Consider the following 25,528-nt stretch of genomic DNA (forward strand, 5'->3'; position numbering starts at 1 on the left):
CCAACATCCGGACACCCGTTCCACGCTCATTCGGACAGGCAGTCGGAGCGCAGCGACGCAGGTTTGCATTGTTAGTCTGAAGCCCCTGCCGTCCTCAATTTCGTTGCGCGCCTGCGCATCGATTCGCCCTTCAGCTCGATCCGATAAGCGTTATGCACCAGCCGTTCGAGGATCGCATCGCCCAAGGTCGGGTCAGTAAACACCTGCTGCAATGATCCATTCCTCGTTGGCTGCCACAACTGCGGTCGACAACTTGGGATGGGCCCTATCGACGACACAGGGGGCGATAGCCTGTTCTGTCTCCGTGAAGTTCTATCCTTTGTAGCCTGAGATGAGGGGCTAGATGCCCCTTTTTTTCTGCACCTATCTCGTTAGGAGATGCCAGGCATGAGCCTCAGGAGTTTATTGATAAAAAGCGGGCGATCCAAAGAAATCGATCGATGAATAGTCTTCTTCTTTACGCCGAAGCTGTTGGATGAGTTCCAATTCGTGACCGATCTTGGACGTCAGATCCTCAGCTATATCGAATGTTGTTTTTCTGACCGAAAGTATCGCAAGCTTATACGCGTCAAAAAATGAAGCACCATCTGCTATATAATATGCGAGGTATGCCCCAAATGCGGCAGCTGGATATCCAAACACGGGCCATAGATGAGAGATTGTCGCTTGGTCGGCGCAGGCCAAGCCTGGTGCCAGTCCGATTTTGGGGATATATCCTCTTTCTTCAAACCGTGCGCCGTCGCAGATGTTCAAAAATAGTAGCCGCCGTTCTTCACCGATTGGGGCCTTGTTCCAAAGATCTTCTAAAGAAACGAACTTGTCTTCTCCAACGTGCATAGTCACCGTTTTGGGAGACCAGTGGTCGTAGGTGCCATGAGATGCAACCCAGATTACGTCATAACCATCGTCTTTATAGGCAGTGGTAAAGTCTCGTTGTGCTGAATCTTCGAAGGAAACGACCTCTACGGTAGCTCCAGCTCGTTCGAAAATTTGTTTGATAGCGTCAGCTTCAAGCCCCTCAGTGAGGCTGCCTCCGCCGCACCATATCAATACTTTTTTCAACTTCCTGTCAGGTTTGGGGATCGAAAATGATGAGGCAATCGGCCATGTCCTCCCCCATTCTTTAAGCTGGGTCGCCTGAACCGGGTTGCACTCAGTGTCTATAATCAACTGGTACAGAGGCTCCGACTCGAACAGGTATGGAGTCGGGCAATAACCTTTCGTCATTGCGGATTCGTAATCAGTGGAGTCTCCATAATTGGGTAGTCCAATACGATCCGGTATTCTTAACCCTGAATTATCAGCGTAAGCGATGGTCTTAGCCACCCCCAGAAATTTATTGCTCGCATGCACTAAGTGTTCGAGAAGCGTCTGAGAATCCCGCTCAATGAATACTTTTTCAGTTCCCAGAACTGACAGGTAACCGTGCTCTCCAAAGGGTACGGAAAGATACAGGTGTTTTGCCGTGATACTGGATTCGTCTGACGGCAACTGATACCAGGATCGCAGCCCCTGGAGAGTCAGTACAGTATCTGGGGCATTCATGGTTTTGACGATGAAGGGCTGGATTGCTCCGCTTCGCAGGGCTGCATCTCTGAAAAAAGCAATCTCTTCCAACCGGGATTTATAGTTTCGTTGGACTAGGTCTATCTGACTGAGAAGGGAAGCAGGATCTCCTCCTGCAGTACCTGCATAGACGGTCGATAGCAGTTGCATCTTATTCCCAGCGTCTAGGGAATCGTCACATTCGGCAAGTGCCCGTCGCGCCCAGTCCGACGAAGCTTTACTTGAATACGCGCCGGCTGTGGTCGATAAACCCGTGTACAGCAGGGCGCGAAATTGATTAGGGAATGAATTGTTTTCGGCAATAGATTCAAGCTTGGGTACGAAGGATTTAGCCAGTTCCGGTGCGTCTTTTGCTGCCCAACACGCTAAATTGACTCCAAGGAAAATCTCGGGAAGATCGATTTGCTCAGGAGGCATCCTCATTATTGTCTCAAAACTTTCCGTTGCGCTGAACCAAAGGTCTTGCGCGATGTTATTCATCGCTGTCCGCTCTCGGGCATAAAAATAAAATGCGCCGAAAAACTTGACCATTGTTGGCATGAAGCCTGTCCAGCTTCCGATTGTTGGAGATGTGTAAAAATCTATAACTCTGCCAACGTGCAAGACCATGGTGTGGCTGTCCTCCAAATCTTCGGAAAGTGCCCAGCCAATCCAGTCCCCCATTTCAGTCAGTTCATAATTTTTATAAGCGTCGTAGAGCGCCTCGGTAGCGAAAATGAATTGAGCAAAGCATGGCATTAGACGGAGGTCAGTAGGCATGTTTTGCTGGCGCTCTATCAACTTTAGAACTGTTCGTTTGGCCTCGTCATTGGAAATGGAGACTGCCCTACGAGCATCACGAAAAACACCATCCAGGAAGTGATGCGATATTCTCAAGCTTTGTTCGATTTCCATAATTTCGTCTTCTAATAAATTCGTTGATGATAAATCGGGCCGGCAGTTATGAGTATCTGCTTTTAAATGCTTTTCCCATGGTCCACTTTGCTAGTAAGTCAGCGTCACACCAATCCAATATTTTAGTCGGATGCATTTTAAATCTGAGGAGCACATGCCAATATTTACTAAGTCGGTGCCCGCAGCCAGCGCAAGCTCTGGAAGCCCCGCGGCAGGCATGACAACCCCTGAGGTATCCACAGAGATTAAAACGTCGCAGTTTTTATCCAACTGCACTGCAGTTTTCCAAGACTGGGCAGGAAGGTCTTCGCCATACCAAACTACTGCTGGACGCATTTTTCCATTGCACCGCAGGCACCTGATCGGTTCGATCAGGGCTCCTTGGTCGGGGAGAACCGGCTGATCAGGTAGTCCCATTGCACGCGAAGCATTTGGGGAGTGAGAGATCCCCATGTAGATGCACAACATGCGGAGATCCTGCGCGCTCATGCAGATCGTCAATATTCTGAGTGACTACAGAAACCTCGCAGGTGAATCGGACTAGTTTTGATATCGCGAGATGTGCGGCATTGGGCTGTGCGTTGGCGACCCTTTGTCTTCGCCACAGATACCATCCCTATACCAGCGCCGGATTCTCGCGGAACGCTTTGGCTGTCTCTAAATCTCGTGGGTCGTGACCTGCCCAAATTCCTGTGAGTTTCTCACCGTAGGTAGGAATACCGCTTTCGGCGGAAATACCTGCGCCGGTAAAGAAGACAACATCGCTGGCGGCCAGCAGCAGGGCAGAAGCTTGCTCAATAGATGCCATAGTTCTGATCCGTTACCGCGTTATCAGGGATTCACTCGCACGACTTAATCCATCAACTCAACCTCCGAACTCTGTTTCAAGGAAAAATTTCCGAAGTAGATGGCATGGGGATTTTCCGTCGACATCGTCGGGCTCGAGACTAAGTTCTGGCCTGGAATCCCGTGTGAGAAACTGATCTGTAGTCCGTAAAGCCTGAGCCACCGCTATATCACTAGGTTTCGAAGGTGATCAGTCGTTTCGCATTCAGTCTCGCCAGTTGCATCTATTTCGCAATAGTTGCATCTATTGCGCAATGTCACAGGAGCAGCGATCTGCTGTTGGGTATGGCCGATGGCGGGATTCCAGTGGATGTCCGTACGCCAACACACTGGGATGTCCAGCGGCGTGGTACCCCTATTGAGCCGCGGTGTCGCGCTGGACTGTTTTGGTAATCTCACTGCGCAGATTGGCTGGCATTGGCCGGCACAGGGCGCGCCACTGTAAGTGGCCGATTCGGAATCATCTGATACTTTCTGCTAAGGCCGATTGAGAACTACTGGTGTCTATTCCCCCCAGCTCTCATACCTACGCCACTTGACGCGGCGCCACAGCATCAATCCACAGAGGGTTTTTCTTGAGGTGGCAAGCTAGAACTGTAGGTATTGCTCTGCTCAAAATCAACGCGAACTTTCTGCTGCTGCAACATTAACTCGGATAGCTGCGCACGAGTTTTGGTCTTAAACTCCTCAGTGGCGTGCTTATCATCCAAGTGCTTTTTACAAAACTTTATCGCTGCTGCTAGCGCTGCCTCCTTTCGCACGAGCGCAGGGGGATGATCAATCTTTGCATAGAGCTTCATCACGCACAGGGCGGCAAAAGGCGACAATGCCTGGGCTACATTGGAGGCGAGCTGGTGAGCTTCTGGTGTCGTCGACATCCAGTTACACACGTTCAAGACGACGGTATTGACGATGCCCGTTATCGAGGCGAACTGCATACTTTCCTTCATGTCGAGCTCCCCTCTTTGTGAATCACAAAATCATTATCAAGCTTATAGAATTCACACTCCTTGAATAGTCGCCGCTTGATGTAATAAGAGCTCACAACGACGCCGCCCTCCTTGTATTCAATGAGTGCGTCACGAGGGATATACCTGTTCAATATATAACTGACCAGTTTTTTAACGAAAATATATATAAGAGGGGAGCTCAGAATAAGCAACCCCAACAGTATTACCTCAGATATATCCCGGGTAGTCCACATAATCCAAGCCTCTTAGGGCGCGAGCTCGTTAACAACTCTTTTGATCGTGTAATTATTTCTGGTCTTTCCAGGGTTTCTAATCTGTTCGTGCTCAAGTTCAACGGTGTAAAGCTTGTCCTTTTGGAAAGCCTCTTCGTTGGCTGTCACTTTCTGCATGAAGGCGTCATCTTCAATACCCACGCTGCATTCGAACCCTTCTCGAGTTTGAATGCGCCAGCCAGATTTCCCCTTGAAATTCAAGGTGATAAACTTGACTACGACTTGATTGGTGTTGACTTCAATTTCTTCAAGCGAGCCAACCTTGATAGGCTCAAAAAGCTTGATTTTTTCAGATGGAATTTCCACCTCAACTTTATCATTTTCGCCCAAGATTTTAACCCGAGCGCCGTCGATATTTTCCACCGGGGCTTTGATTACCTTGTGCAATGCCGTTCGCACCGTTTTGTCAGTAACCAATTGAGCGATCCTTTGGGGCAGCTCAATTTTTTCGCCTTCAACTTCCAGAGTGGCGATCTGAGTGGCAACGTCAAGGGAGTATTTGTCGATCTTGCGGTCTTTTAGCTTTTCGATCACTGCGATGGCAGTGGCTGCGCCGGCTGCAATCCCCGTAGTGACGAAACCCACGCCAGTCATAATGGCCTTTGTAGTCATAGGATCTGCAAAAATTGCAAACACGACTTCGAGCGAGCCTTCTTGGGCTGGCGCAAGGACTTTCAAGCTAGCCTCAGACGAGCCATTGCTAACAATCTTCGCGGCGGCCTTGATGAGATCATCCATCCCCAGGATCGCATTACCAAGTGATTTGGCATCAATCGTGTGATTGGCTAAATCGCCCGCAGCGTCGTAGGAAATTGTAAAAATCGTTTCAACTTTTTCGTCCTTGGGCTGATTGCTCATCGACTGACTCGGGGCTCTTGGGTAGTGGAAGTTCGAATTTTTTGAAATCTCTGATGAGTTTTTGACGCTTTTTAAAAGCCCAAAAAACCACCGCTACAATCGTCGTGCAAACGAAGCGCGCCAATCCTAACCCCTGAATCCTTTTTTCTTTAAGATTTTTTGCTCACAACGCTTGTTTCGCCTCGTCTCCATTCCTCTGAGTCAAGTCGGTTTCTGAACCACTGCTACTGGTCTGAGCTTGATTGGCCAACCGTGACCGCGTTCCGATATCGCGGTGATACGCCGATTGCCCTGTCACCGACCCGAAATCTAGGAGTGCCCTACCTTTGGTAGCCTAGAACCAGTCCTGAAAAAATCCATTGTGAATTATGATATTAATGTTGATCGTGTGGTTTTAGGACTGTCCAGGGATAACCTCTCGTGTACCTTGCGATCAAACTCCGGTAGCTCGTCGAGAAACAACACGCCATGGTGGGCCAGAGTGATTTCTCCAGGCTGCGGTTTCGAACCGCCGCCCACCAACGCGGGCCCGGATGCAGAGTGGTGTGGCTGGCGAAAAGGCCGGTGCGGCCAGTGGCTTAGCGGCGCCAGGCTGACCACCGATTGAATCGCCGCCACTTCAAGCGCCTCTTGCTCGCTCAGCGGTGGCAGCAGCCCGGGCAGGCGGCTGGCGAGCAGGGTCTTGCCGGTGCCGGGCGGGCCGCTGAACAACAGGTTGTGTGCGCCTGCCGCCGCGATCAACAACGCGCGCTTGGCGGCGAGCTGGCCCTGGACCTCGCTCAAGTCGGGATAGGGCCTGCTCAACAGCCGCAAGCCATCGGACTTGAACGGCTCGATCGGTACCTGTCCATTGAGGTGCGCCACCACTTGCAGCAAGTGGTCCACCGCAATCACCTTCAACCCCGAAGCCAGACAGGCTTCCTCGGCATTAGCCCTGGGCACGATCACGGTGCGCCCGGCCTTGCGTGCCGCCAACGCGGCGGGCAATACACCTTTCACCGCACGCACCTCGCCGGACAGCGCCAGTTCCCCCAGGCATTCCACATCGTCGAGCATCAACGATGGCACCTGAACGCTGGCGGCGAGGATCCCCAACGCAATCGCCAAATCAAAACGCCCGCCGTCCTTGGGCAGGTCGGCAGGCGCGAGATTGAGGGTGATGCGGCGGGCGGGGTATTGCAGCGCGCTGTTGAGGATGGCACTGCGCACGCGGTCCTTGCTTTCCTTGACGGCGGTTTCCGGCAGCCCCACCAGCGTCAGGGACGGCAGCCCATTGGCCATATGCACTTCGACAGTGACGGCGGGGGCTTCGACGCCAATTTGGGCGCGGCTGTGGACGATTGCGAGAGACATGCTTGTTCCTTGAAAGGAGGCCGCTTCCTGCGGTTTTCCAAGGGTAGACGAGGTGGGAGAGAGCGAGGTGGGGAGGTTTTACAGAACGTATCCAGAGTAACCCACGCCGCTTTATGTGGGCGCTGGCCTGTCGGATCGCCGCACCGCGGCGATAGCATCGCCTCGGCGCAACTGAAATACCGAGTCGGCTGTATCGCAGCGGTGCGGTGATCCGACAAGCCAGCTCCTACAGGAACCGCGTTCAGTCAGCAGAGGGCGGTGTCAGCCGTGCTTCCAGCTCTGCCACCTTCGCCTCCAGGCTCTCCAGCCGTGCACGTGTACGGGCCAGCACCACCATCTGGCTATCGAACTCTTCCCGGCTGACCAGGTCGAGCTTGCTGAAGCCGCTTTGCAGCAGTGCCTTGAACTGGCTTTCGATTTCGTTGCGGGGCAGCGGGGTGTCGCCGCTGAACAAGCGAGAGGCATGGCCGCTCAGGGCGTCGAGGAGGTCTTTGGGCGCGAGCATGGGAAACATTCCGGAAAACTGTTGGCCGGCAGTGTATCACGCAGCGTCTATAGTCTTTTTCGCGACCGTGAGCGCACGCTTTTCGCGCATGGGGCCGGGCGCGGTCGCACCGTTTTCGTGCGCAATGGCGCGACAAAAAAGCCCCGCAGGTGGGCATAAGTGGGCAAAGGACTGATTTCAGTGGTTTTTACGGAGCTGGCAAGGTTTCTGCTTAGACGATCATGACCCATGCACTGATGCAGTCGCTGTGACGAATGCAGTGCGCCGACGGATCAGGGGTACAGGTTTCGTCACCAGTGGTTCGCTGGCGTCGCAACGGTAAATGCCGAGGCGACGACGCGTTACAAAGCCAGGCACTGCGCTTAGACTTGAGACGGGTTTGTTTTCCTGGGGCAAGTCCACCAATTCGGGAGAGAGTTTTCATGAAGCTAGTCACTGCCATCATCAAGCCGTTCAAGTTGGACGATGTACGCGAGTCGTTGTCCGAAATCGGCGTGCAGGGCATTACCGTTACTGAGGTCAAAGGCTTCGGTCGGCAGAAGGGTCACACCGAGCTGTATCGCGGCGCGGAATACGTGGTCGATTTCCTGCCAAAGGTGAAGATTGATGTCGCCATTGACGACAAGGATCTTGACCGGGTTATCGAGGCGATAACCAAGGCCGCCAACACCGGCAAGATCGGTGACGGCAAGATCTTCGTGGTCAATCTGGAACAGGCTATTCGCATCCGTACCGGCGAAACCGATACCGACGCAATCTAAGCCGCCAAACCCCCAAGCCCCAGGAGAAAACAATATGACTCTGCGTAAATTCGCAGGGCTAGGCGCCCTGTTGTCCATCGTAATGCCAAGCCTGGCCATGGCGGCAGACGAAGTGGCTGCTCCAGTCCTCAATTCCGGCGACACCGCATGGATGCTCACATCCACTGCGCTGGTGCTGTTCATGACCATCCCGGGCCTGGCGCTGTTCTACGGCGGCATGGTTCGCTCCAAAAACATTCTTTCCGTGATGATGCAGTGCTTCGCCATCACCGGTCTGATCACCATCCTGTGGTTCGTCTACGGCTACAGCATGGCGTTCGATGCCACCGGGATGGAAGCCGGCGTCGTCAACTTCAATTCGTTTGTCGGCGGCCTGTCCAAGCTGTTCCTGTCGGGTGTGACCCCAGCGAGCATTACCGGCCCTGCGGCGCTGTTCCCAGAGGCGGTGTTCGTTACCTTCCAGATGACCTTCGCCATCATCACCCCTGCGCTGATCGTGGGTGCCTTCGCCGAGCGCATGAAGTTCTCCGCGATGCTGATCTTCATGGGCGTGTGGTTCACTCTGGTCTACGCACCGATTGCCCACATGGTCTGGGGCGGTCCTGGCTCGCTGCTCGGTGACTGGGGCGTGCTGGACTTCGCAGGCGGCACCGTGGTGCATATCAATGCCGGTATTGCCGGTCTGGTAGCGTGCCTGGTGCTCGGTAAGCGCAAAGGTTTCCCGACTACGCCGATGGCACCTCACAATCTGGGTTACACCCTGATCGGCGCAGCCATGCTGTGGATCGGCTGGTTCGGTTTCAACGCCGGTTCCGCCGCCGCCGCCAACGGCACCGCCGGTATGGCGATGCTGGTCACCCAGATCGCTACCGCTGCCGCCGCGCTGGGCTGGATGTTTGCCGAATGGATCACCCACGGCAAGCCAAGCGCACTGGGCATCGCCTCGGGTGTGGTGGCCGGCCTGGTGGCAATTACTCCGGCCGCCGGCACTGTCGGCCCGATGGGCGCCCTGGTAATCGGCCTGGTTGCCGGTGTGATCTGCTTCTTCTGCGCCACCACCCTGAAACGCAAGCTGGGCTACGACGACTCCCTGGACGCGTTCGGCGTACACGGTATTGGTGGTATCGTCGGCGCGATCCTCACCGGCGTGTTCGCAGCCCCTGCACTGGGCGGCTTCGGCACCGTAACTGACGTGGCTGCACAAGTCTGGATCCAGGCCAAGGGTGTGGGCTTTACCGTCATCTACACCGCTATCGTGACGTTCATCATCCTCAAGGTGCTGGATGTAGTGATGGGGCTGCGGGTGACCGAAGAAGAAGAGGCCGTGGGCCTCGATCTGGCGCAACACAACGAACGCGGCTACAACTTGTAAGTACGCGGAAAAAAGATGCCCGGCTTGCCGGGCATTTTTTTGTCTGGCGTTTGTCATTCACAACGTGCTGTAACGGTTTTTGCGCAATGTTTGTGATGGGCTGTGCATGGCACTTTTCAGTGTGCGAATGTCTTACAGGCATGTGGGCGTATTCGGCACTTTGTTTTTTCCCAGAGCGCGCTAGAATGCGCGCCGATGGGCGGAGAACTGTATGTGGCAACAGACCCTGATTACCCTGCGGGCAAAGCCCCGGGGCTTTCACCTGGTGACCGATGAGTTGCTGGCCGGCCTGCCTGAATTGAAGGCGTGCCGTGTGGGCCTGTTGCACCTGTGGCTGCAGCACACCTCGGCCTCGTTGACCGTCAACGAGAATGCCGATCCGGCGGTTCGCCGTGACTTCGAACGTTTTTTCAATTCGCTGGTGCCGCAAGGCCTCAGTGGGTTCGAACACAACGACGAAGGTCCGGACGATCTGCCGGCGCACTTCAAGGCCAGTCTCCTGGGCTGCCAGCTGAGTTTGCCGGTCAGGGCCGGCCGCTTGGCGATGGGGACTTGGCAAGGTGTTTATCTGGGCGAGCACCGTGATCATGGTGGTGCTCGTAAAGTCCTCGCCACGTTGCACGGTGATGGGGCATAAGCCACGGGAAATCCTGTGGATGTTGATTTTTTCTCGGCAGCCTTCGACAGTGGGTGAAGCTGGGCTATAACTAATCTGCTTTTCGCAAGTCATGAGGTAGAACATGAGCGACGATGATCTGGAAAACGACGAACTCGAAGTAGGTGACGAAGACGACACCGAAGAAGGTCTTGAAGCGGCGGCGGAAGACGTTGCCGATGACGACGTTGGTGATGACGCACCGGTTCCGGCGGCCAAAGGCAAAGCCAAGGCAGCTGTATCGGTAGACGAACTGCCGAGCGTTGAAGCCAAGAACAAAGAGCGCGATGCGTTGGCCCGTGCGATGGAAGAATTCCTCGCCAAAGGCGGCAAAGTGCAGGAAGTCGAGGCCAATGTGGTGGCAGACCCACCCAAGAAGCCTGATAACAAGTACGGCAGCCGACCTATCTGAGGTCTGTCACCTGCTTGTAAGAAAAAGCCCGCCGTCGCTGCGGGCTTTTTCATGCCTGGAACAAATGTTGATGGAGAGTAGCAATCCCACAGGGTTTAGTGTTGACTCCATCTGCGAAGCAAAGGTGGTAGCTCCGTCAGGCAACGAATCTCGGCGTCGGGGCGTTTGTCTGCTTCCCAAATCTTGCCGTTGGGGTTGAACCACACCGCCCGAAGCCCCGCCTGTTGTGCCCCGGCGATGTCATCACCCGGGTGGTCACCAATATGCACCGCCTGGTTGGCATCCACGCCCCCGCGTTGCAACGCTTCCTGAAACAGTCGTGCATCCGGCTTGGCGATGCCAATGTCTTCGGCGCGCAGGGCAAAGTGAAAGTAGTCCGCCAGCCCGACGCGCTGCACGTCGGCATTGCCATTGGTGATGACCCCCAGCAGGAAGTGCTGGCGCAGCGCCTGGAGCATTGGCTCGGCTTCCGGGAAAGGGGTGAGTTGATGGCGCGCATGAATGAACGCCTCAAAGCAGACATCCGCCATTTCCGTAGCCTGGGGCTGTGGATAACCGGCTTCTTCAAAAGCCAGCATCAACACTCGGTGACGCAGGACGCTGATGCGGTATTTCAGCTCGGGGTGGCGTTGCAGTACTTGTTGGCGAAGGCTGGCGAAATGCTCCAGGGGCAGGTCGCCCACGTTGGAAGCGTGGGTCGCGAGCCATTGGCGCATCGACGCTTCGGCGCTGATGATGACGGGTACGTTATCCCAGAGGGTGTCGTCCAGGTCGAAGGTGATCAGCTTGATACTCATGAGTCGCCGTCCTTGATGCGTTTGGCCCGTGGATGGGCGCTGTCGTAGACCGTTGCCAGGTGCTGGAAATCCAGGTGGGTGTAGATCTGCGTGGTTTTGATGTCGGAGTGGCCGAGCAGTTCCTGCACGGCGCGCAGGTCCTGGGACGACTCGAGCATATGGCTGGCAAAGGAATGCCGCAGCATATGCGGGTGCAGGTTCTGCCCCAGTTCGCGTTCGCCGGCGGCCTTGACTCGCACCTGGATGGCCCGGGGCCCCAGGCGTCGGCCTTGTTGGCTGATAAACACGGCGTCGTCTGCGGGGTTGGCCAGGGCGCGCAGGGGTAGCCAGAGCTGCAAGGCCTCCCGGGCCTTGCGGCCCACTGGCAGCACGCGGGTCTTGCTGCCTTTGCCAAGCACCTGAACCAGGCCGTCCGCCAGGTCCAACTGGTCGAGATTCAGGCTGGTCAGTTCGGACAGGCGCAGGCCCGAGGAGTAGAACAGTTCGAGGATGGCCTGGTCGCGATGGGCCAGGAAGTCGTCCTCTACCGCGCCGTCGAGCAGTTGCAGGGTGCGATCGGTATCGAGGGTCTTGGGCAGGCGCCGCTCACCTTTGGGCGGCGACAGACCGTTGGCCGGGTCGTGGTCGCACAGGCCTTCACGGTTCAGGTAGTGATAGAGCCCGCGCACCGCCGACAGCAGGCGCGACAGGCTGCGCGAAGACTGGCCGGCCTGGTGCAGGCGAGCGATGAGGCTGCGCAGGCTCTGGATATCCAGAGCCTTCCAACTGGTGATTCGCTGTTTTTCGCAGTAGGCCAGGACCTTGTTCAAGTCCCGCCGGTACGCGTCGAGGGTGTGGGGCGACACTTGGCGCTCGTTGCGCAGGTGTGCGCAATAAGCATCCAGTTGCCGTTCCATGGCTAGCGCACCGCGCGCAGAGCAGTGGTGAAGCGCGGCAGTACGCGGCCCAGCACCTCGGCGATGTAGGTCAGGAACAGCGTGCCTACCGAGCTTTTGTAGTGCGCAGGGTCCCGGCTGGCGATGGCCAGCACGCCATGCAGGCCTTGATGGCTGAGGGCGACTACGGCGGTGGAGCCGATCTGTTTGCGCTGTTCGACACCAAACAGGAAATCCAGCTCATGCTCGCGCAGGGTGCCACTGATGGTCTTGCCCTCGGACAGCAGGCCGCCGATGGCGGTCTGTGCCTCACCGCCGCTGACCCAGCGGCCCACCGGCATCGGGTTGTCGCTGAACAGGATCAGGCTGACAAAGGGCACCTGAAAGTCCTGACGCAGGCTGTCCTCCACGGCGATCACGGTTTCTTCCAGGCTGGTGGCATCCATCAGCGTCAGAATCAGGCGGCGGGTCTTGTCGAAAAGACGGTCGTTGTCGCGGGCCACGTCCATCAACTGTGAGAGTCGATGGCGCATCTCGATATTGCGCTCGCGCAGGATCTTCATTTGCCGCTCCACCAGCGACACCGTATCGCCCCGCTGATGGGGAATGCGCAGGGCCGGCAACAGTTCTTCGTGTTCGACGAAGAAGTCCGGATGAGCCTCAAGGTATGCCGCTACGGCAGCGGCCTCCAGACTTTCGCTCGGGGATGCTTGGGCGGGTACTTGAGGCTTATCGGTCATTGGCTTGACTCACTCATAGACGGACCTGTCCTTCGTAGACGCGCGAGGCCGGGCCGGTCATTTTGACCGGGTGGCCAGGGCCTGCCCATTCGATGGACAAGCGTCCGCCGGGCAGGTCGATCAGCAGGGGCGAATCCATCCAGCCCTGGCTGATCGCGGCCACGGCAGCGGCGCAGGCGCCGGTGCCGCAGGCCTGGGTTTCACCGGCGCCACGTTCCCACACGCGCAGTTGCGCACGGGAGCGGTCGATCACCTGCAGGAAGCCCACATTGACCCGGGCGGGAAAGCGCGGGTGATGTTCGATCTTCGGCCCCAGCTCATGTACCGGCGCGTTATTGATGTCGTTGACCCGCAGTACGGCATGGGGGTTGCCCATGGACACGGCGGCGATGTCGACGGTCTTGCCTTCCACGTCCAGGGGATAGCTGACCGCTTGCTCGGTGGCCTGGAACGGAATGTCCGCCGGCACCAGGCGCGGCGCGCCCATGTCGACGCTGATCTGGCCATCGCTGCGGATGTCCAGTTCGATTACGCCGCTCTTGGTCTCGACACGGATCTGCCGCTTGGCGGTCAGGCGTTTGTCCAGCACGAAACGCGCAAAGCAGCGCGCACCGTTGCCGCACTGTTCCACTTCGGAGCCGTCGGAGTTGAAGATCCGGTAACGGAAATCCACCTCCGGGTTGCTCGGCGCCTCGACGATCAGCAACTGGTCGAAACCAATGCCGGTGTGACGGTCGCCCCACTGTTTGGCGTGCTTGGGCAGGATATGCGCGTGCTGGCTGACCAGGTCGAGGACCATGAAGTCATTGCCCAGCCCGTGCATCTTGGTAAAACGCAGCAGCATGGCTTACTCCGGCAGCAGGCTTTCGCCAGCATACAACTCGGCTACCGTCTCGCGGCGACGCACTTCGAACGCTTGATCACCGTCCACCAGCACCTCGGCGGTACGTCCGCGGGTGTTGTAGTTGGAACTCATGACAAACCCGTAGGCACCGGCCGAATGCACGGCCAGCAGGTCGCCTTCCTCCAGGGCCAGCTGACGATCCTTGGCCAGGAAGTCACCGGTCTCGCAGATGGGGCCGACGATGTCATAGGCGCGTGCTTCGCTGTCGCGAGGCGTCACCGCGGTGACATTCATCCAGGCCTGGTACAGCGCCGGGCGGATCAGGTCGTTCATCGCCGCGTCGACGATGGCGAAATCCTTATGCTCGGTATGCTTGAGATACTCGACCTGGGTCAGCAGTACGCCGGCGTTGGCAACGATGTAGCGCCCTGGTTCGAACAGCAGCGCCAGGTCGCGACCTTCGATGCGCTCGCGCACGGCCTTGATGTAATCGGCGACCAATGGCGGCTCTTCATCGCTGTAACGCACGCCCACACCGCCACCGAGGTCGATGTGGTGCAGGTAGATGCCGCATTCGCCGAGGCGATCGATCAGCGCCAGCAGACGGTCGAGTGCATCCAGGAACGGAGCCAGGCTGGTCAGTTGCGAACCGATATGGCAGTCGACGCCCAGCACTTCCAGGTTCGGCAGTTGGGCCGCGCGGATGTAGACGTCTTCGGCGTCGGCAATGGCGATGCCGAACTTGTTCTCTTTGAGGCCGGTGGAAATGTACGGGTGGGTGCCCGCGTCGACGTCCGGGTTGACGCGCAGGGAAATCGGCGCGCGAACGCCCATTTCGGCGGCCACGACCTGCAGGCGTTCCAGCTCGTCGGTGGATTCGATGTTGAAGCAGTGCACGCCCACTTCGAGGGCGCGGCGCATGTCTTCGCGGCTCTTGCCGACACCGGAGAACACGATCCGGTCAGCCTTGCCGCCCGCTGCCAGTACGCGCTCCAGTTCGCCACGGGAGACGATGTCGAAACCGGCACCGAGACGGGCCAGGACATTCAGTACACCGAGGTTGGAGTTGGCCTTGACCGCATAGCACACCAGGCTCGGGGTGCCTTCCAGTGCATCGGCATAGCTGCGGTACTGGGCTTCGATGTGCGCACGGGAGTACACGTAGGTCGGGGTGCCAAAGCGCTGGGCAATCGCGGACAACGCCACGCCTTCCGCGAACAGCTCGCCGTCCCGGTAGTTAAAAGCGTCCATGGGGATCCCTTATTCGTAGGTGTCGTGCTTATGCGCTTTGGCTGGCTTTTGCGACGATTGGGCCTGCTCATTCGGGTCTTTGCTGTCATCCGGCAGGTACAGCGGGCCTTTCTGGCCGCAGGCAGTCACAAGGCAAGCGACCGCGAGGAGCGCAGCAAGGGAAGAGATCAGGCGCTTCATGGCGAAATCCTTGAATATGCATTAATTGCGCCCGAGTATACCGACCACCCGCCAGCTTGCCTATGCGCCGGAATACCCGTCCGGCGGGGCTTTGCCGAGAGAGTAGGGATGCGGGCTACGCTGACTGAGGATATTTCATACCGTCGTTGGCGATGAACTCGGTATCCTTTGCAATCGGCGGGGCGCGTCCGTATCGTGCGGCGCTTGAGCAAAACCAGACATTTTCGAGGTTGCCACAATGAGTTTGACCGAAGCCCGTTTTCACGACCTGGTGGATTCGACCCAGCAGGCGCTGGAAGATATTTTCGACGACAGCGGCCTGGATGTGGATCTGGAAAACTCGGCGGGCGTGCTGACCGTCAAGTTCGAGAGCGGTCAGCAATTGATCATCAGCCGCCAGGAACCTTTGCGTCAGCTGTGGCTGGCAGCGCGTTCCGGTGGCGTTCATTTTGACTATGACGAAGAAAGCGGCAAATGGCAGTGCGACAAGAGTGAGGAACTGTTGGGAGAAATGCTCGCGCGCCTGGTCCAGGAATACACCGGCGAAGTGCTGGACTTTGATGAGTTGGGGCAGGACGAGATCTGACCGTGACCCAGCCTTCACCCGCCCGTCCGCCCAAGCCGCTGTTCAGTAATGTCAGCCCGGCGGTACCGTCACCTTGTATCAGTTTGTGTCGCCTGGATGAGCAGAAAGTCTGCCTCGGTTGCTTTCGCCACGTCGAAGACATCCGTGAATGGCGCTCTGCCGACGATGCCCGGCGGCGTGTGATCTGCGCCGAGGCCGAGCAGCGCAGGGCGCGCGCCTGAGGTCGTCTTGTTTATTTGTGACGCTGTGGTAGTGTCCGGGTACGCCTCAACTCATCGAGGCCCGTAAGAACCCCGCCTTTTCCTGGCGGGGTTTTGCTTTTTTGTGCAGAAAAAAGGAGTCTGCCTGAATCATGACCACCGCACCGTCCATCATTCTCACCCGTCTTGACGTGCAGCGTCTGGAGCAACTGATCGACCGCCTGGGCGACGACTCTCCCGGTGTCGAGGCATTGCAAGCCGAACTCGACCGCGCCGAAGACGTGGTTGGTCACGATGAAGTGCCTGCGGGAGTCGTCACCATGAACTCCAGCGTGCATTGCCGCGAGCAGGGCAGCGGAAAGGATTATCACCTGACCCTGGTTTACCCGAAGCATGCGAACGCAGACGAGGGCAAGATCTCGATCCTCGCCCCGGTGGGCAGCGCGTTGCTGGGCCTGCAAGTGGGCCAGCACATCGACTGGCCTGCACCGGGCGGCAAGACCCTCAAGCTGGAATTGCTCAGTGTCGAAGGTCAGCCCAAGGATGGCGGCGCCTTCCCGCTCTAGATCTGGCGCAAGGCTTCGTTGAGCGACAGCTCCAGTTCGGCCTTGTAGCGCAGGTACAGGTTGCTCGGGCTTTGCACATCACCGAGCAGGCCTGACAGGTCCAGGTCGGTGATGTAGCAGCGGTAGCGCTCGGTCTCGCGGCGCTGCCCGACGATCTCCTGGGCGACTACGGCAAACAGCTGGTCGCCAAACTCCAACTCGGAAAACTCCCGCTGATTGCAGTACAGCGTGATCCCCACTTGGCCCGGCGCGGCCTTGCCGATAATCGCCTGCACATCATAAAAGGGTTTATTGGCCGGGTTCTGCGGTGCGGGCCGAGGCTCGATACCGCGCGCACGGGTGCTGCCCGATGGCAGCAGTTGGTAATACAGCGTCTGCACCGCACTCAGTGGTTCCTGCGGGTCCAGCGGCGACAGCGCGTCCCGGCGATAGATGATCGATTGCAGAAAACGCTGCAACGGCGCCAGCAGGCTCTGTTCATCATGAAATGGCAAGCGTTGTTGCCAGAGCGCGTTGAACTCATCCAGCACGTACAACTCGGCAAACCCTTCATTCACCCGGTAGAACACCTGCACGCAATCGGCCAGGCCCATGGGCAACAGCAGCGCCAGGTCGTGGTCTTCCAGGGCCATGGCGTCCAGGTGCAGCGGGCTGTAACTGGCCAGTTCTTCGCTCAGATAAGCGATCAGCGCGTCCTGGGTCGGCAGTGATACGTGGTTGGCCTGGCCGGGCATCAATTCCATCACGTGATAGTGCTGTTGTACTTGCAGCAAATAACGGTGATTGGATTGACCGAGCAACAGGTTTTGCGCGGTATCGAAGATTTCCTCCACGCGCTGGGCAATGAACTGCGCACGGTTGTGACAGAAGCAACGCACTCGCAAGCGAGGCAAGTGATCCGACGGCAGCTGATTGAGATAATCACGCAGGCAGTCGAGCAAGGCGTGGGGGCCGTCGTAGCGGCTGACCATCACTTCGTTCCAACTGTTGATCGTGACCTGATCCAGGGTCAGCACCAGGTTGTCGCGTACCCCGGCGTAGCTCAAGGAGTCGGTGCGCTCGGTAGTCATCAGGATGTTCAGGTCACGATGATGCTTGAGCGGGTCGACGCCGACATTGATCAGCAGCAGCACTTCTTCGGGCACCGCCGAGCGCAGCAGGCGTTCTTCATCGACGCTGGCCAGGGGCAGGGCGATAGTCTGTTGCAGGCTGCCCAGCAGGTTGAACAGCTCGAATTCGGTCATGTCGCTGACGCCCGGGTGCAGGGCCAGACGGGTGCTGCTGTCGATCACGCCGTTGCGATGGCACCAGGTGAGCATTTCCAGCAGGTCACGGCTGCGTTTGATCGGGGCAAAGTGCTCCCACTCCAGCGCGGTGAGGTTGCCGTTGTACAGGCCCCAATGGTGCTGGCCCGGCTCTTTGCGATTGGGCGACTGCACCAGGGTCAGCGTGTCTTCGGCCAGGTCCGGGGCGATGCCCGGGTTGATGAACTCGACCTTGCCGGCCTTGCGCTCGAACGCGGCGTACAAGCGGCGGCCCAGTACATTGAGGTCGCGCTTGTTGATCAGGCTGACGGTCTGTTCGGTGCGGGCGAACTGGGTAAGAAAGCGGTAGCTGTAGTTCAGCTCGTTGACCAGCGCGCGACGCTCGGAAGCGACCTGGCGCACTTTCCACTGGCTGCGACTGTCGAGCAGCGTCAGCTGGCGCTGGTCCCAACCCCATTCGTGGGCCAGCCGCTCCAGCAACAAGCGCTGCCAACTGGTGGTGCGTTGGCCGGCGCTGAGCTTGCGGTTGACCTTCAGGTACAGGCTGCGTCGCACCAGTTCCAGGCGTTCGGGCTCGTTGCGCGCCTTGAGGTATTCCTCGATGCGCCGGTAGACCACGATGTACGGGTCCAGCTCATCGAGGTCCATCTGGTTGGCGAACACCGCGCGCTTGAAGCGCAGGCTCAGGCACTGCACGTTCGGGTGTTCGCTGGCGTAGACCTCGGTCAGCAGCAGCTTGAGCACCGATTTGTAGGGCGACTCGATGCCCTTGAACAGCTGCCAGAGCCCGGCGCCGATGAATTCGCCCGGCGGGATGTGCGCCAAGTGGCCCAGGTCGAGAGTTTCGTCGGCGCGGATGAAGCGCTTGGAGATCAGCGTGTGGGTGAATTCGGCGTAGCGGGTTTCTTCATACACCGGCACCAGCCACCAGATCGGCGTGCGTCCTGCCAGCCAGATAGCGGTGCGGTAGAACTCGTCCAGCAGCAAGTAATGCTGGGTGGTGCCGCAGTCATCGGAGCTCAGCTGCGTGTCGCGCTCGCCGAGGACGAAACGCGTCGGCTCGATCAAAAAGAAATGCGCCTCGGCGCCCATGGTCAGGGCCCAGGTTTCCAGCAACTGGCATTTTTTGCGCAGCTCGGCCAGTTCACCCTCGCTCAGGTCCGGGGCATGGCACACCCAGACGTCCATGTCGCTTTGATCAGCCTGGGCCAAGGTGCCCAGGCTGCCCATCAGGAACAGGCCGTGGATGGGCCGGGGCGGGTTGCCGTGACGCGGCTTGTAGGAGAACGAGCGGGTCAGGCGTTGTGCTTCGGCCAGGGCCTGGGCTTCGGGTTCGAAATTCGACAGGCCTGCCGGCGTACTGCCCGACACGTAGCCGGGCAGCAGCGGGTGGTTGACGTGGAAGAACAGCGGCAGCAGGTTCAGCACGCTTTGCTGTCGCGGTGTCAGTCCCTCGACGGCACGGGCCATGCGCCCTTCGTTGAGGGCCATGAAGCGCGCGCGCAACTGGGCCAGCACCTTGCGGTCGATGCCTTCGTCCAGGTCGGGGCGGATTTCATGGGAGCGGGTCATGTGGAACTCGGGGCACGCAGGGCCCGACATGGGCAGCCGTGTAGGAGTTTACAGTCAGAAGCGTAGGAGGTTTAGAGGGAAATGGTTTTTGGCGTCAGAATTTTGTGTCTGGCACGGCAACGCCCTCGGAGTCCGCATCACGCGGGCTCCATGGGCGGTATCCGGTGTCAGGCGGCTTCTTTTTTGGCTTTGCTCAGAATCGTCAGCAAACCTTGGGCGTGTTCGGCAGCGTCACGGCCGAGGCTGGTCAGATAACCGCCGTCGGGCTGGGTGGTCAGTTCTTTTTCAAAGAGGCGCTTGGCTGCGGAGATGACCGTGGGGGCGGCAGTTTTATGGACTTTCAAGCCTTCCTGGGAGCTGTCCAGGTTGAAGAGTGCAAGGATTTCCAGTTCGGCAACCAACTCAGGGGTATACGACATAAGGACTCCAGACTTTCTAAGATTTATTAGAGGCTAGCAGGCCATAAGGTGAACGCACTTTGCCGAACTGTCCAGTGGGTTGCTGTGGGTCGGGATTATGGGTTTTCCGGCGGCAGCTCGGGCAGCGCCCGCAATGCTGTTTCATACCATTCGGTATCGAATGCACGGTCCTCTCCCAGCATCTTGTCGATTTCCACGGCCAGCACATGGGCCATGAGATTCAGGATGTCGTCGCGTTCATAGCCGACCAGCGTCAACTTGTTGAAGGTGGCCTTGGCGGCGGGCGGGTTGTCGCTTTCGATCTGATTCTCGATGGCCTGGATCAGGGTGGTCTCGGCGAATTCTTCTTCGTCGTTGTCGATATCGGTTGGCTCGCTCATGGCAGGCTCCTCAAGGAAAGGCCGCCAGTCTACGCCCATTCAGGCGGGTGATGCTGCTGGTCAGGTGGGCGCTTCGGATCTATAACTCTTGCAGCCAACCCCTACCCGGCCTGGAGGCACCTGCAATGCTCAAGCTCTACGGATTCTCGGTCAGCAACTACTACAACATGGTCAAACTGGCGCTGCTGGAGAAAGGGCTGCCTTTCGAAGAAGTGCCCTTTTATGCTGGCCAGACCCCGGAAGTACTGGCAGTCAGCCCGCGAGGCAAGGTGCCGGTGCTGGGCGTCAAACAGGGTTTCATCAACGAAACCAGCGTGATTCTGGAATACCTCGAGCAAACCCAGGAAGGGCCTTCCCTGTTACCGGCTGAGCCGTTTCAGCGTGCCCAAGTACTGGCGCTGTGCCGGGAGATCGAGTTGTACATAGAGTTACCTGCCCGCGCCTGTTTTGCCGAAGCGTTTTTTGGCATGCCGGTACCCGAGGCGATCAAGGAGAAATCCAGGGCCGAGTTGTTGCTGGGGGTCGCTTCGTTGGGGCGGCACGGCAAGTTCGCGCCCTATGTGGCAGGCGAAAGCCTCACCATTGCCGATCTGTATTTCATGTACAGCGTGAACCTTGCCTGTGGGGTCGGCGAGAAACTGTTTGGTCTGGACCTGTTGGCTGAACTGCCGGCGGCCAAGGCGTTGCTGGAACGGTTGCATGCAATGCCCAACGCGCAGAAGGTGGCAGCGGACAGGGAGGCGGCGATGCCAGCATTTATGGCGATGATTGCGGCGAAGAAGTAGATTCTCGGCGCCTGGGGGACAGCTATCGCGGGCAAGCCCGGTTCCCACCTTTGACCGAGTTGTCTGGAAGTACTCGGTATCCTGTGGGAGCTGGCTTGCCTGCGATGCTTTTAGCGGCTGGCGAGCAGGGCCTGGCCGCGTGCTACGGCGGCCTTGACCTGCGCCGGTGCGGTACCGCCCACATGGTTGCGGGCATTGACCGAGCCTTCCAGGGTCAGCACGGCAAACACGTCCTGCTCGATCTGGTCACTGAATTGACGCAGTTCTTCCAGGCTCATTTCCGCCAAGTCCTTGCCGGTGTCTACGCCATATTTCACCGCGTGACCGACGATTTCGTGGCAATCACGGAATGGCAGGCCACGGCGCACCAGGTAGTCCGCCAGGTCAGTGGCGGTGGAGAACCCGCGCAGCGCCGCTTCGCGCATGATCGCGTGCTTGGGCTTGATCGCCGGGATCATGTCGGCAAACGCGCGCAGCGAGTCGCGCAATGTGTCGGCGGCGTCGAACAGCGGTTCCTTGTCTTCCTGGTTGTCTTTGTTGTAAGCCAGGGGTTGGCCTTTCATCAGGGTCAGCAGGCCCATCAAGGCGCCGAACACGCGACCGCTCTTGCCCCGTACCAGTTCGGGCACGTCAGGGTTTTTCTTTTGCGGCATGATCGAGCTGCCGGTGCAGAAGCGGTCCGGCAGGTCGATGAACTGGAACTGCGCGCTGGTCCACAGCACCAGCTCTTCGGAGAAGCGCGACAGGTGCATCATCGCGATGCTGGCCGCGGCGCAGAATTCGATGGCGAAGTCACGGTCCGAGACGCCGTCCAGGGAGTTGCCGCCCACGGCGTCGAAGCCCAGCAGTTGTGCGGTGTATTCGCGGTCGATCGGGTAAGTGGTGCCGGCCAGTGCGGCGCTGCCCAGCGGCATGCGGTTGGCGCGCTTGCGGCAATCCACCAGGCGCTCGTAGTCACGGCTGAGCATTTCGAACCAGGCCAGCAAGTGGTGGCCGAAAGTCACGGGTTGCGCGGTCTGCAAGTGGGTGAAGCCGGGCATGATGGTGTCCGACTCACGCTCGGCCTGCTCCAGCAGGCCTTTTTGCAGGCGGGTGATTTCGCCCAGGATCAGGTCGATTTCGTCACGCAGCCACAGGCGGATATCGGTGGCCACCTGGTCGTTACGGCTGCGGCCGGTGTGCAGTTTCTTGCCGGTCACACCGATACGGTCGGTGAGGCGGGCCTCGATGTTCATGTGCACGTCTTCCAGGTCGATACGCCAGTCGAACGTGCCGGCTTCGATCTCGCCCTGAATGGTTTTCAGGCCGTCGATGATGCTGTCGCGCTCGGCGTCGGACAACACGCCGACCTTGGCCAGCATCGTCGCGTGGGCGATGGAGCCCATGATGTCGTGGCGGTACAGGCGTTGGTCGAAGGTGACGGAGGCGGTGAAGCGGGCGACGAAGGCGTCGACGGGTTCACTGAAGCGGCCGCCCCAGGACTGGTTGGTCTTGTCGGTGCTCATGGATTCGCTCGTGATCTGCTTATTAAGGAGGCGTGAAAGTGTGGCGGCGATCATAACAGGGTTGCCCGGGCGCGCGGTGCTGCGGGTCGTCGGCATTTTTATTTGCGCAAAGGATGGCGAAGTGCCTTGCCGCCGATCGCATCCGGGACGAGACTGGAGACAGGCCTTATTGAAACGATATTTGACGATTGAGCAATATCGTCTCAGCGAGCGTCTACAGTTGGACTGATAGTGTGTGAATGCACCAAAGTCGGGTGATGCGGTCAGAGCCCAGACTATCCATTAAAAAAGGGGGGTATTCGGATTGTGTATCAGCAAACCCTACGACAACGCGCGAAGGCTGCGGGTCTTGGGCGTTATTGAACAGGTCCGGGTAAATATGGGTGCCACTCTCGGGGCACTTTTTGCCGCTCGCGCTAGTCTTAGCGTGGATCGCTGTGACGTAAGTCACCGCACCTGTCTACGCTACCCTTGTGCGAGACTCACGCAGGAATCCAGCGCAATATGAATGTCCTGATCGTTGATGACGAACCCCAAGCCCGCGAGCGACTGAGCCGTCTGGTCAGTGAGCTCGAGGGTTATACAGTCCTTGAACCGAGCGCCACCAACGGCGAAGAGGCGTTGACACTGATCGACAGTCTCAAGCCGGACGTGGTGTTGCTCGATATCCGCATGCCGGGCCTCGATGGCCTGCAAGTCGCTGCTCGCCTGAGTGAGCGAGAGTCGCCGCCCGCCGTGCTGTTTTGCGCAGCCAGCGAAGAGTTCTCGACAGAGACGCTGGAAGCCAGTGGTGTGAGCTTCCTCACCAAGCCGGTGGCTGGCGATGCATTGCTCAAGGCCTTGAAAAAAGCCGAGCGCCCGACCCGGGTCCAGCTCGCCGCCCTGACTCAACCCGCTGCCCAAAGTGGCAACGGACCGCGCAGCCATATCAGCGCACGCACGCGCAAAGGCATCGAGCTGATCCCCTTGAGCCAAGTGGTTTATTTCATTGCCGATCACAAGTACGTCACTCTGCGCCATGAGGCGGGTGAGGTGCTGCTCGACGAGCCGCTCAAGGCCCTTGAAGACGAGTTCGGCGACCGTTTCGTGCGTATTCACCGCAATGCACTGGTGGCTCGCGAGCGTATCGAGCGCCTGCAACGCACGCCATTGGGGCATTTTCAGTTGTTCCTGAAAGGGCTTAACGGTGATGCGCTGATCGTCAGCCGACGGCATGTCGCCGGTGTGCGCAAAATGATGCAGCAGCTTTAGCCCAAGGGCTGTGGCGGCGCCTGCATTTCCTATCCCGGTGCGACGTGGCCAGGGAGGCCCCGCACTTGCTGATTCAAATCAAAGCGTGTTTGCCTGAGCTGTTATTATCCGCCGTATCTATTCAGTACGGATCGATCCATGTCCTCTCGCGAAATCCGCATTGCCACCCGTAAAAGCGCCCTGGCCTTGTGGCAGGCCGAATACGTCAAAGCCCGCCTGGAGCAGGCTCACCCGGGGCTCAAGGTGTCCCTGGTGCCCATGGTCAGTCGTGGCGACAAGCTGCTGGACTCGCCGCTCTCGAAGATCGGCGGCAAAGGGTTGTTCGTCAAGGAGCTGGAAACCGCCCTGTTGGAAAACGAAGCGGATATCGCCGTGCATTCGATGAAAGATGTGCCCATGGACTTCCCTGAAGGCCTGGGCCTGTTTTGCATCTGCGAGCGTGAAGATCCGCGTGATGCCTTTGTTTCCAACAGCCATGGGTCCCTGGATGACTTGCCGCCGGGCAGTATCGTTGGCACGTCGAGCCTGCGCCGCCAGGCACAGCTGCTGACCCGTCGCCCGGACCTGCAGATCCGCTTCCTGCGTGGCAACGTCAACACCCGTCTGGCCAAGCTGGATGCCGGCGAGTACGACGCGATCATTCTGGCTGCGGCCGGCCTGATTCGCCTGGGTTTCGCAGACCGCATCACCTCGGCCATCAGTGTCGAAGACAGCCTGCCTGCCGGTGGGCAGGGCGCAGTCGGCATCGAATGCCGCACCGCCGACACCGAGATCCACGCCTTGCTCAAACCCCTTGATCACCATGACACCGAAGTGCGTGTCACCGCCGAGCGTGCGTTGAACAAGCACCTTAACGGTGGTTGCCAGGTGCCGATTGCCTGTTACGCGGTGCTTGAGGGAGACAATCTCTGGTTGCGCGGCCTCGTGGGAGACCCTGAGGGTGGTACGTTGCTGACCGCTGAAATCCGTGGCCCGCAGCGTAATGCCACGGCCCTGGGAATTCAGGTTGCCGAAGCGTTGCTGGCAAAAGGCGCCGGCGCCATTCTGCAAAAAGTGTATGGCGAGGCCGGTCCGCAGTGAGCCAATGGCGCGTGCTGCTGACGCGGCCAGCCGAGGAGTCGATTGCCCTGGCGGCGTCGTTGTCCGACGCCGGTATTTTCAGCAGCAGCCTGCCCCTGTTGGAGACAGAGCCTCTACCGGTCACGCCGGAGCAACAGGCGATTTTTCGCGATCTGGGGCGTTACTGCGCTGTGATCGTGGTCAGCAAGCCCGCTGCGCGTCTGGCCGTGCGCCGGTTGGACCGCATCTGGTCGGGGTTGCCGTGGTTCAGCGTCGGTGCCGCCACTGGCCAGGTATTGGCCGGGCATGGGCTCGATGTTCACTATCCCCAGACTGGCGACGACAGCGAGGCTTTGCTTGAATTGCCGGCGTTGCGCGAGGCTGTCGCACGGCCTGGCGCGCGGGTGTTGATCCTGCGCGGCGAGGGTGGCCGCGAGTTGCTGGCGGAGCGTTTGCGCGACAGAGGTGCTAGTGTCGACTACCTGGAGTTGTACCGGCGCTTTTTGCCGGCCTACGCCTTTGGCGTGCTGACGCAGCGCATCCAGTTGGAACGCTTGAACGGCCTGGTGGTCAGCAGTGGGCAGGGTTTCTTGCACTTGCAGGCCCTGGCGGGTTCTGATTGGCCACAGGTGGCGCAACTGCCGCTGTTCGTGCCCAGCCCGCGAGTCTTCGAGATGGCGCGGGCTGCCGGCGCCGAAAAAGTTGTGGATTGTCGTGGTGCGAGTGCCGCGGCGTTGTTAGTGGCGCTGCGGAGTCATACCGCGCCCACTCTCTGATACGCAAAGGAC

Annotated in this window: 25 protein-coding genes and 3 pseudogenes; 11 read left to right on the forward strand and 17 right to left on the reverse strand. The window is 58.6% G+C overall.

Annotated elements, in window-relative coordinates; translation table 11 throughout:
* Positions 1–71: 71 nt before the first annotated feature.
* From ACW9IN_RS05210 to ACW9IN_RS05240, 7 genes and pseudogenes are all read right to left on the reverse strand, one after another.
* Positions 72–203 (reverse strand): annotated as a pseudogene (locus ACW9IN_RS05210) (ATP-binding protein); the annotation flags it as partial.
* Between the two features lie 199 nt (positions 204–402).
* On the reverse strand, positions 403–2,460 hold the full coding sequence (locus tag ACW9IN_RS05215; RefSeq protein ID WP_457364864.1) for a hypothetical protein: 2,058 nt from the start codon (positions 2,458–2,460) through the stop codon (positions 403–405).
* A gap of 153 nt (positions 2,461–2,613) precedes the next feature.
* Positions 2,614–3,268: pseudogene (locus ACW9IN_RS05220) on the reverse strand (SIR2 family NAD-dependent protein deacylase); the annotation flags it as partial.
* A 592-nt stretch (positions 3,269–3,860) separates the two neighbouring features.
* Positions 3,861–4,256: a hypothetical protein gene (locus tag ACW9IN_RS05225; protein ID WP_457364865.1), complete on the reverse strand. Its 396-nt coding sequence runs from the start codon at positions 4,254–4,256 to the stop codon at positions 3,861–3,863.
* A 266-nt stretch (positions 4,257–4,522) separates the two neighbouring features.
* Positions 4,523–5,407, reverse strand: coding sequence for a DUF7946 domain-containing protein (locus ACW9IN_RS05230; protein WP_457364866.1), 885 nt, complete (start codon positions 5,405–5,407; stop codon positions 4,523–4,525).
* Positions 5,408–5,818: 411 nt separating this feature from the next.
* A pseudogene (locus ACW9IN_RS05235) lies at positions 5,819–6,760 on the reverse strand (YifB family Mg chelatase-like AAA ATPase); the annotation flags it as partial.
* Positions 6,761–7,001: 241 nt separating this feature from the next.
* On the reverse strand, positions 7,002–7,265 hold the full coding sequence (locus ACW9IN_RS05240) for an accessory factor UbiK family protein (protein ID WP_457364867.1): 264 nt from the start codon (positions 7,263–7,265) through the stop codon (positions 7,002–7,004).
* A gap of 422 nt (positions 7,266–7,687) precedes the next feature.
* Between ACW9IN_RS05240 and glnK the strand changes: the two genes are divergently transcribed.
* From glnK to sutA, 4 genes are all read left to right on the forward strand, one after another.
* Positions 7,688–8,026, forward strand: a complete 339-nt coding sequence (glnK, locus tag ACW9IN_RS05245) for a P-II family nitrogen regulator (protein WP_002555808.1) — start codon at positions 7,688–7,690, stop codon at positions 8,024–8,026.
* A gap of 34 nt (positions 8,027–8,060) precedes the next feature.
* Complete coding sequence (locus ACW9IN_RS05250; protein ID WP_457364868.1) at positions 8,061–9,398, forward strand: ammonium transporter; 1,338 nt, start codon at positions 8,061–8,063, stop codon at positions 9,396–9,398.
* Positions 9,399–9,609: 211 nt separating this feature from the next.
* On the forward strand, positions 9,610–10,035 hold the full coding sequence (locus ACW9IN_RS05255) for a secondary thiamine-phosphate synthase enzyme YjbQ (protein WP_457364869.1): 426 nt from the start codon (positions 9,610–9,612) through the stop codon (positions 10,033–10,035).
* A gap of 103 nt (positions 10,036–10,138) precedes the next feature.
* On the forward strand, positions 10,139–10,465 hold the full coding sequence (sutA, locus tag ACW9IN_RS05260) for a transcriptional regulator SutA (RefSeq protein WP_457364870.1): 327 nt from the start codon (positions 10,139–10,141) through the stop codon (positions 10,463–10,465).
* A 95-nt stretch (positions 10,466–10,560) separates the two neighbouring features.
* Here sutA and ACW9IN_RS05265 read toward each other — a convergent pair whose 3' ends face one another.
* Genes ACW9IN_RS05265 through lptM form a run of 6 tightly spaced genes read right to left on the reverse strand, consistent with a single transcriptional unit; the run spans position 10,561 to position 15,152 of the window.
* Positions 10,561–11,262, reverse strand: a complete 702-nt coding sequence (locus ACW9IN_RS05265; protein ID WP_457364871.1) for an HAD family hydrolase — start codon at positions 11,260–11,262, stop codon at positions 10,561–10,563.
* Complete coding sequence (gene xerC, locus ACW9IN_RS05270; RefSeq protein WP_457364872.1) at positions 11,259–12,158, reverse strand: tyrosine recombinase XerC; 900 nt, start codon at positions 12,156–12,158, stop codon at positions 11,259–11,261. Before xerC ends, ACW9IN_RS05265 begins: the two co-directional genes overlap by 4 nt.
* 2 nt (positions 12,159–12,160) lie before the next feature.
* Positions 12,161–12,877 carry a DUF484 family protein gene (locus ACW9IN_RS05275; protein WP_457364873.1) on the reverse strand — a complete coding sequence of 239 codons (717 nt, stop codon included), beginning with the start codon at positions 12,875–12,877 and terminating at the stop codon, positions 12,161–12,163.
* Between the two features lie 13 nt (positions 12,878–12,890).
* Positions 12,891–13,721, reverse strand: a complete 831-nt coding sequence (gene dapF, locus ACW9IN_RS05280; RefSeq protein ID WP_457364874.1) for a diaminopimelate epimerase — start codon at positions 13,719–13,721, stop codon at positions 12,891–12,893.
* 3 nt (positions 13,722–13,724) lie between these two features.
* Positions 13,725–14,972 (reverse strand): diaminopimelate decarboxylase, encoded by a 1,248-nt coding sequence (lysA, locus tag ACW9IN_RS05285; protein WP_457364875.1) that lies wholly within the window; start codon positions 14,970–14,972, stop codon positions 13,725–13,727.
* 9 nt (positions 14,973–14,981) lie between these two features.
* The gene (lptM, locus tag ACW9IN_RS05290) at positions 14,982–15,152 is read right to left on the reverse strand and encodes an LPS translocon maturation chaperone LptM (RefSeq protein ID WP_457364876.1); all 171 of its coding nucleotides are present in this window, start codon (positions 15,150–15,152) and stop codon (positions 14,982–14,984) included.
* A 238-nt stretch (positions 15,153–15,390) separates the two neighbouring features.
* Here lptM and cyaY point away from each other — a divergent pair, with 238 nt between their 5' ends.
* The 3 genes from cyaY to rnk all read left to right on the forward strand — a co-directional run bounded on the left by cyaY (position 15,391) and on the right by rnk (position 16,504).
* Positions 15,391–15,738, forward strand: a complete 348-nt coding sequence (gene cyaY, locus ACW9IN_RS05295) for an iron donor protein CyaY (RefSeq protein WP_457364877.1) — start codon at positions 15,391–15,393, stop codon at positions 15,736–15,738.
* 2 nt (positions 15,739–15,740) lie between these two features.
* A complete protein-coding gene (locus ACW9IN_RS05300) occupies positions 15,741–15,959 on the forward strand; it encodes a DUF1289 domain-containing protein (RefSeq protein ID WP_457364878.1) in 219 nt (72 codons plus the stop codon).
* A 131-nt stretch (positions 15,960–16,090) separates the two neighbouring features.
* Positions 16,091–16,504, forward strand: a complete 414-nt coding sequence (rnk, locus tag ACW9IN_RS05305) for a nucleoside diphosphate kinase regulator (RefSeq protein WP_457364879.1) — start codon at positions 16,091–16,093, stop codon at positions 16,502–16,504.
* Here rnk and ACW9IN_RS05310 read toward each other — a convergent pair.
* The 3 genes from ACW9IN_RS05310 to ACW9IN_RS05320 form a co-directional block, all read right to left on the reverse strand.
* On the reverse strand, positions 16,501–19,341 hold the full coding sequence (locus ACW9IN_RS05310; RefSeq protein ID WP_457364880.1) for a class I adenylate cyclase: 2,841 nt from the start codon (positions 19,339–19,341) through the stop codon (positions 16,501–16,503). The genes rnk and ACW9IN_RS05310 overlap by 4 nt on opposite strands.
* A gap of 167 nt (positions 19,342–19,508) precedes the next feature.
* Positions 19,509–19,760 carry a TIGR02647 family protein gene (locus ACW9IN_RS05315; protein ID WP_457364881.1) on the reverse strand — a complete coding sequence of 84 codons (252 nt, stop codon included), beginning with the start codon at positions 19,758–19,760 and terminating at the stop codon, positions 19,509–19,511.
* A gap of 95 nt (positions 19,761–19,855) precedes the next feature.
* Positions 19,856–20,140 carry a hypothetical protein gene (locus ACW9IN_RS05320; RefSeq protein ID WP_457364882.1) on the reverse strand — a complete coding sequence of 95 codons (285 nt, stop codon included), beginning with the start codon at positions 20,138–20,140 and terminating at the stop codon, positions 19,856–19,858.
* A 125-nt stretch (positions 20,141–20,265) separates the two neighbouring features.
* Between ACW9IN_RS05320 and ACW9IN_RS05325 the strand changes: the two genes are divergently transcribed.
* Entirely contained in the window at positions 20,266–20,925 is a 660-nt protein-coding gene (locus ACW9IN_RS05325; protein ID WP_457364883.1) for a glutathione S-transferase family protein, read from the forward strand.
* 110 nt (positions 20,926–21,035) lie between these two features.
* Here the strand turns inward: ACW9IN_RS05325 and argH are convergent, their stop codons facing one another.
* Positions 21,036–22,430 (reverse strand): argininosuccinate lyase, encoded by a 1,395-nt coding sequence (gene argH, locus ACW9IN_RS05330; protein WP_457364884.1) that lies wholly within the window; start codon positions 22,428–22,430, stop codon positions 21,036–21,038.
* Between the two features lie 504 nt (positions 22,431–22,934).
* Here argH and ACW9IN_RS05335 point away from each other — a divergent pair.
* From ACW9IN_RS05335 to ACW9IN_RS05345, 3 genes are all read left to right on the forward strand, one after another.
* A complete protein-coding gene (locus tag ACW9IN_RS05335) occupies positions 22,935–23,681 on the forward strand; it encodes a LytR/AlgR family response regulator transcription factor (protein WP_457364885.1) in 747 nt (248 codons plus the stop codon).
* Positions 23,682–23,819: 138 nt separating this feature from the next.
* Positions 23,820–24,761 carry a hydroxymethylbilane synthase gene (gene hemC / locus ACW9IN_RS05340; RefSeq protein WP_457364886.1) on the forward strand — a complete coding sequence of 314 codons (942 nt, stop codon included), beginning with the start codon at positions 23,820–23,822 and terminating at the stop codon, positions 24,759–24,761.
* Positions 24,758–25,516 (forward strand): uroporphyrinogen-III synthase, encoded by a 759-nt coding sequence (locus tag ACW9IN_RS05345; RefSeq protein WP_457364887.1) that lies wholly within the window; start codon positions 24,758–24,760, stop codon positions 25,514–25,516. Before hemC ends, ACW9IN_RS05345 begins: the two co-directional genes overlap by 4 nt.
* Positions 25,517–25,528: the final 12 nt, after the last annotated feature.

It is taken from the genome of Pseudomonas sp. SDO5271_S396, from assembly GCF_054071795.1.

Excerpts from the sequence above, each read along its gene's own strand:
- ACW9IN_RS05215 (WP_457364864.1), bottom strand. The coding sequence starts at position 2,460 with ATGGAAATCGAACAAAGCTTGAGAATATCGCATCACTTCCTGGATGGT.
- ACW9IN_RS05225 (WP_457364865.1), bottom strand. The coding sequence starts at position 4,256 with ATGAAGGAAAGTATGCAGTTCGCCTCGATAACGGGCATCGTCAATACC.
- ACW9IN_RS05230 (WP_457364866.1), bottom strand. The coding sequence starts at position 5,407 with ATGAGCAATCAGCCCAAGGACGAAAAAGTTGAAACGATTTTTACAATT.
- ACW9IN_RS05240 (WP_457364867.1), bottom strand. The coding sequence starts at position 7,265 with ATGCTCGCGCCCAAAGACCTCCTCGACGCCCTGAGCGGCCATGCCTCT.
- glnK (WP_002555808.1), top strand. The coding sequence starts at position 7,688 with ATGAAGCTAGTCACTGCCATCATCAAGCCGTTCAAGTTGGACGATGTA.
- ACW9IN_RS05250 (WP_457364868.1), top strand. The coding sequence starts at position 8,061 with ATGACTCTGCGTAAATTCGCAGGGCTAGGCGCCCTGTTGTCCATCGTA.
- ACW9IN_RS05255 (WP_457364869.1), top strand. The coding sequence starts at position 9,610 with ATGTGGCAACAGACCCTGATTACCCTGCGGGCAAAGCCCCGGGGCTTT.
- sutA (WP_457364870.1), top strand. The coding sequence starts at position 10,139 with ATGAGCGACGATGATCTGGAAAACGACGAACTCGAAGTAGGTGACGAA.
- ACW9IN_RS05265 (WP_457364871.1), bottom strand. The coding sequence starts at position 11,262 with ATGAGTATCAAGCTGATCACCTTCGACCTGGACGACACCCTCTGGGAT.
- xerC (WP_457364872.1), bottom strand. The coding sequence starts at position 12,158 with ATGGAACGGCAACTGGATGCTTATTGCGCACACCTGCGCAACGAGCGC.
- ACW9IN_RS05275 (WP_457364873.1), bottom strand. The coding sequence starts at position 12,877 with ATGACCGATAAGCCTCAAGTACCCGCCCAAGCATCCCCGAGCGAAAGT.
- dapF (WP_457364874.1), bottom strand. The coding sequence starts at position 13,721 with ATGCTGCTGCGTTTTACCAAGATGCACGGGCTGGGCAATGACTTCATG.
- lysA (WP_457364875.1), bottom strand. The coding sequence starts at position 14,972 with ATGGACGCTTTTAACTACCGGGACGGCGAGCTGTTCGCGGAAGGCGTG.
- lptM (WP_457364876.1), bottom strand. The coding sequence starts at position 15,152 with ATGAAGCGCCTGATCTCTTCCCTTGCTGCGCTCCTCGCGGTCGCTTGC.
- cyaY (WP_457364877.1), top strand. The coding sequence starts at position 15,391 with ATGAGTTTGACCGAAGCCCGTTTTCACGACCTGGTGGATTCGACCCAG.
- rnk (WP_457364879.1), top strand. The coding sequence starts at position 16,091 with ATGACCACCGCACCGTCCATCATTCTCACCCGTCTTGACGTGCAGCGT.
- ACW9IN_RS05310 (WP_457364880.1), bottom strand. The coding sequence starts at position 19,341 with ATGACCCGCTCCCATGAAATCCGCCCCGACCTGGACGAAGGCATCGAC.
- ACW9IN_RS05315 (WP_457364881.1), bottom strand. The coding sequence starts at position 19,760 with ATGTCGTATACCCCTGAGTTGGTTGCCGAACTGGAAATCCTTGCACTC.
- ACW9IN_RS05320 (WP_457364882.1), bottom strand. The coding sequence starts at position 20,140 with ATGAGCGAGCCAACCGATATCGACAACGACGAAGAAGAATTCGCCGAG.
- ACW9IN_RS05325 (WP_457364883.1), top strand. The coding sequence starts at position 20,266 with ATGCTCAAGCTCTACGGATTCTCGGTCAGCAACTACTACAACATGGTC.
- argH (WP_457364884.1), bottom strand. The coding sequence starts at position 22,430 with ATGAGCACCGACAAGACCAACCAGTCCTGGGGCGGCCGCTTCAGTGAA.
- ACW9IN_RS05335 (WP_457364885.1), top strand. The coding sequence starts at position 22,935 with ATGAATGTCCTGATCGTTGATGACGAACCCCAAGCCCGCGAGCGACTG.
- hemC (WP_457364886.1), top strand. The coding sequence starts at position 23,820 with ATGTCCTCTCGCGAAATCCGCATTGCCACCCGTAAAAGCGCCCTGGCC.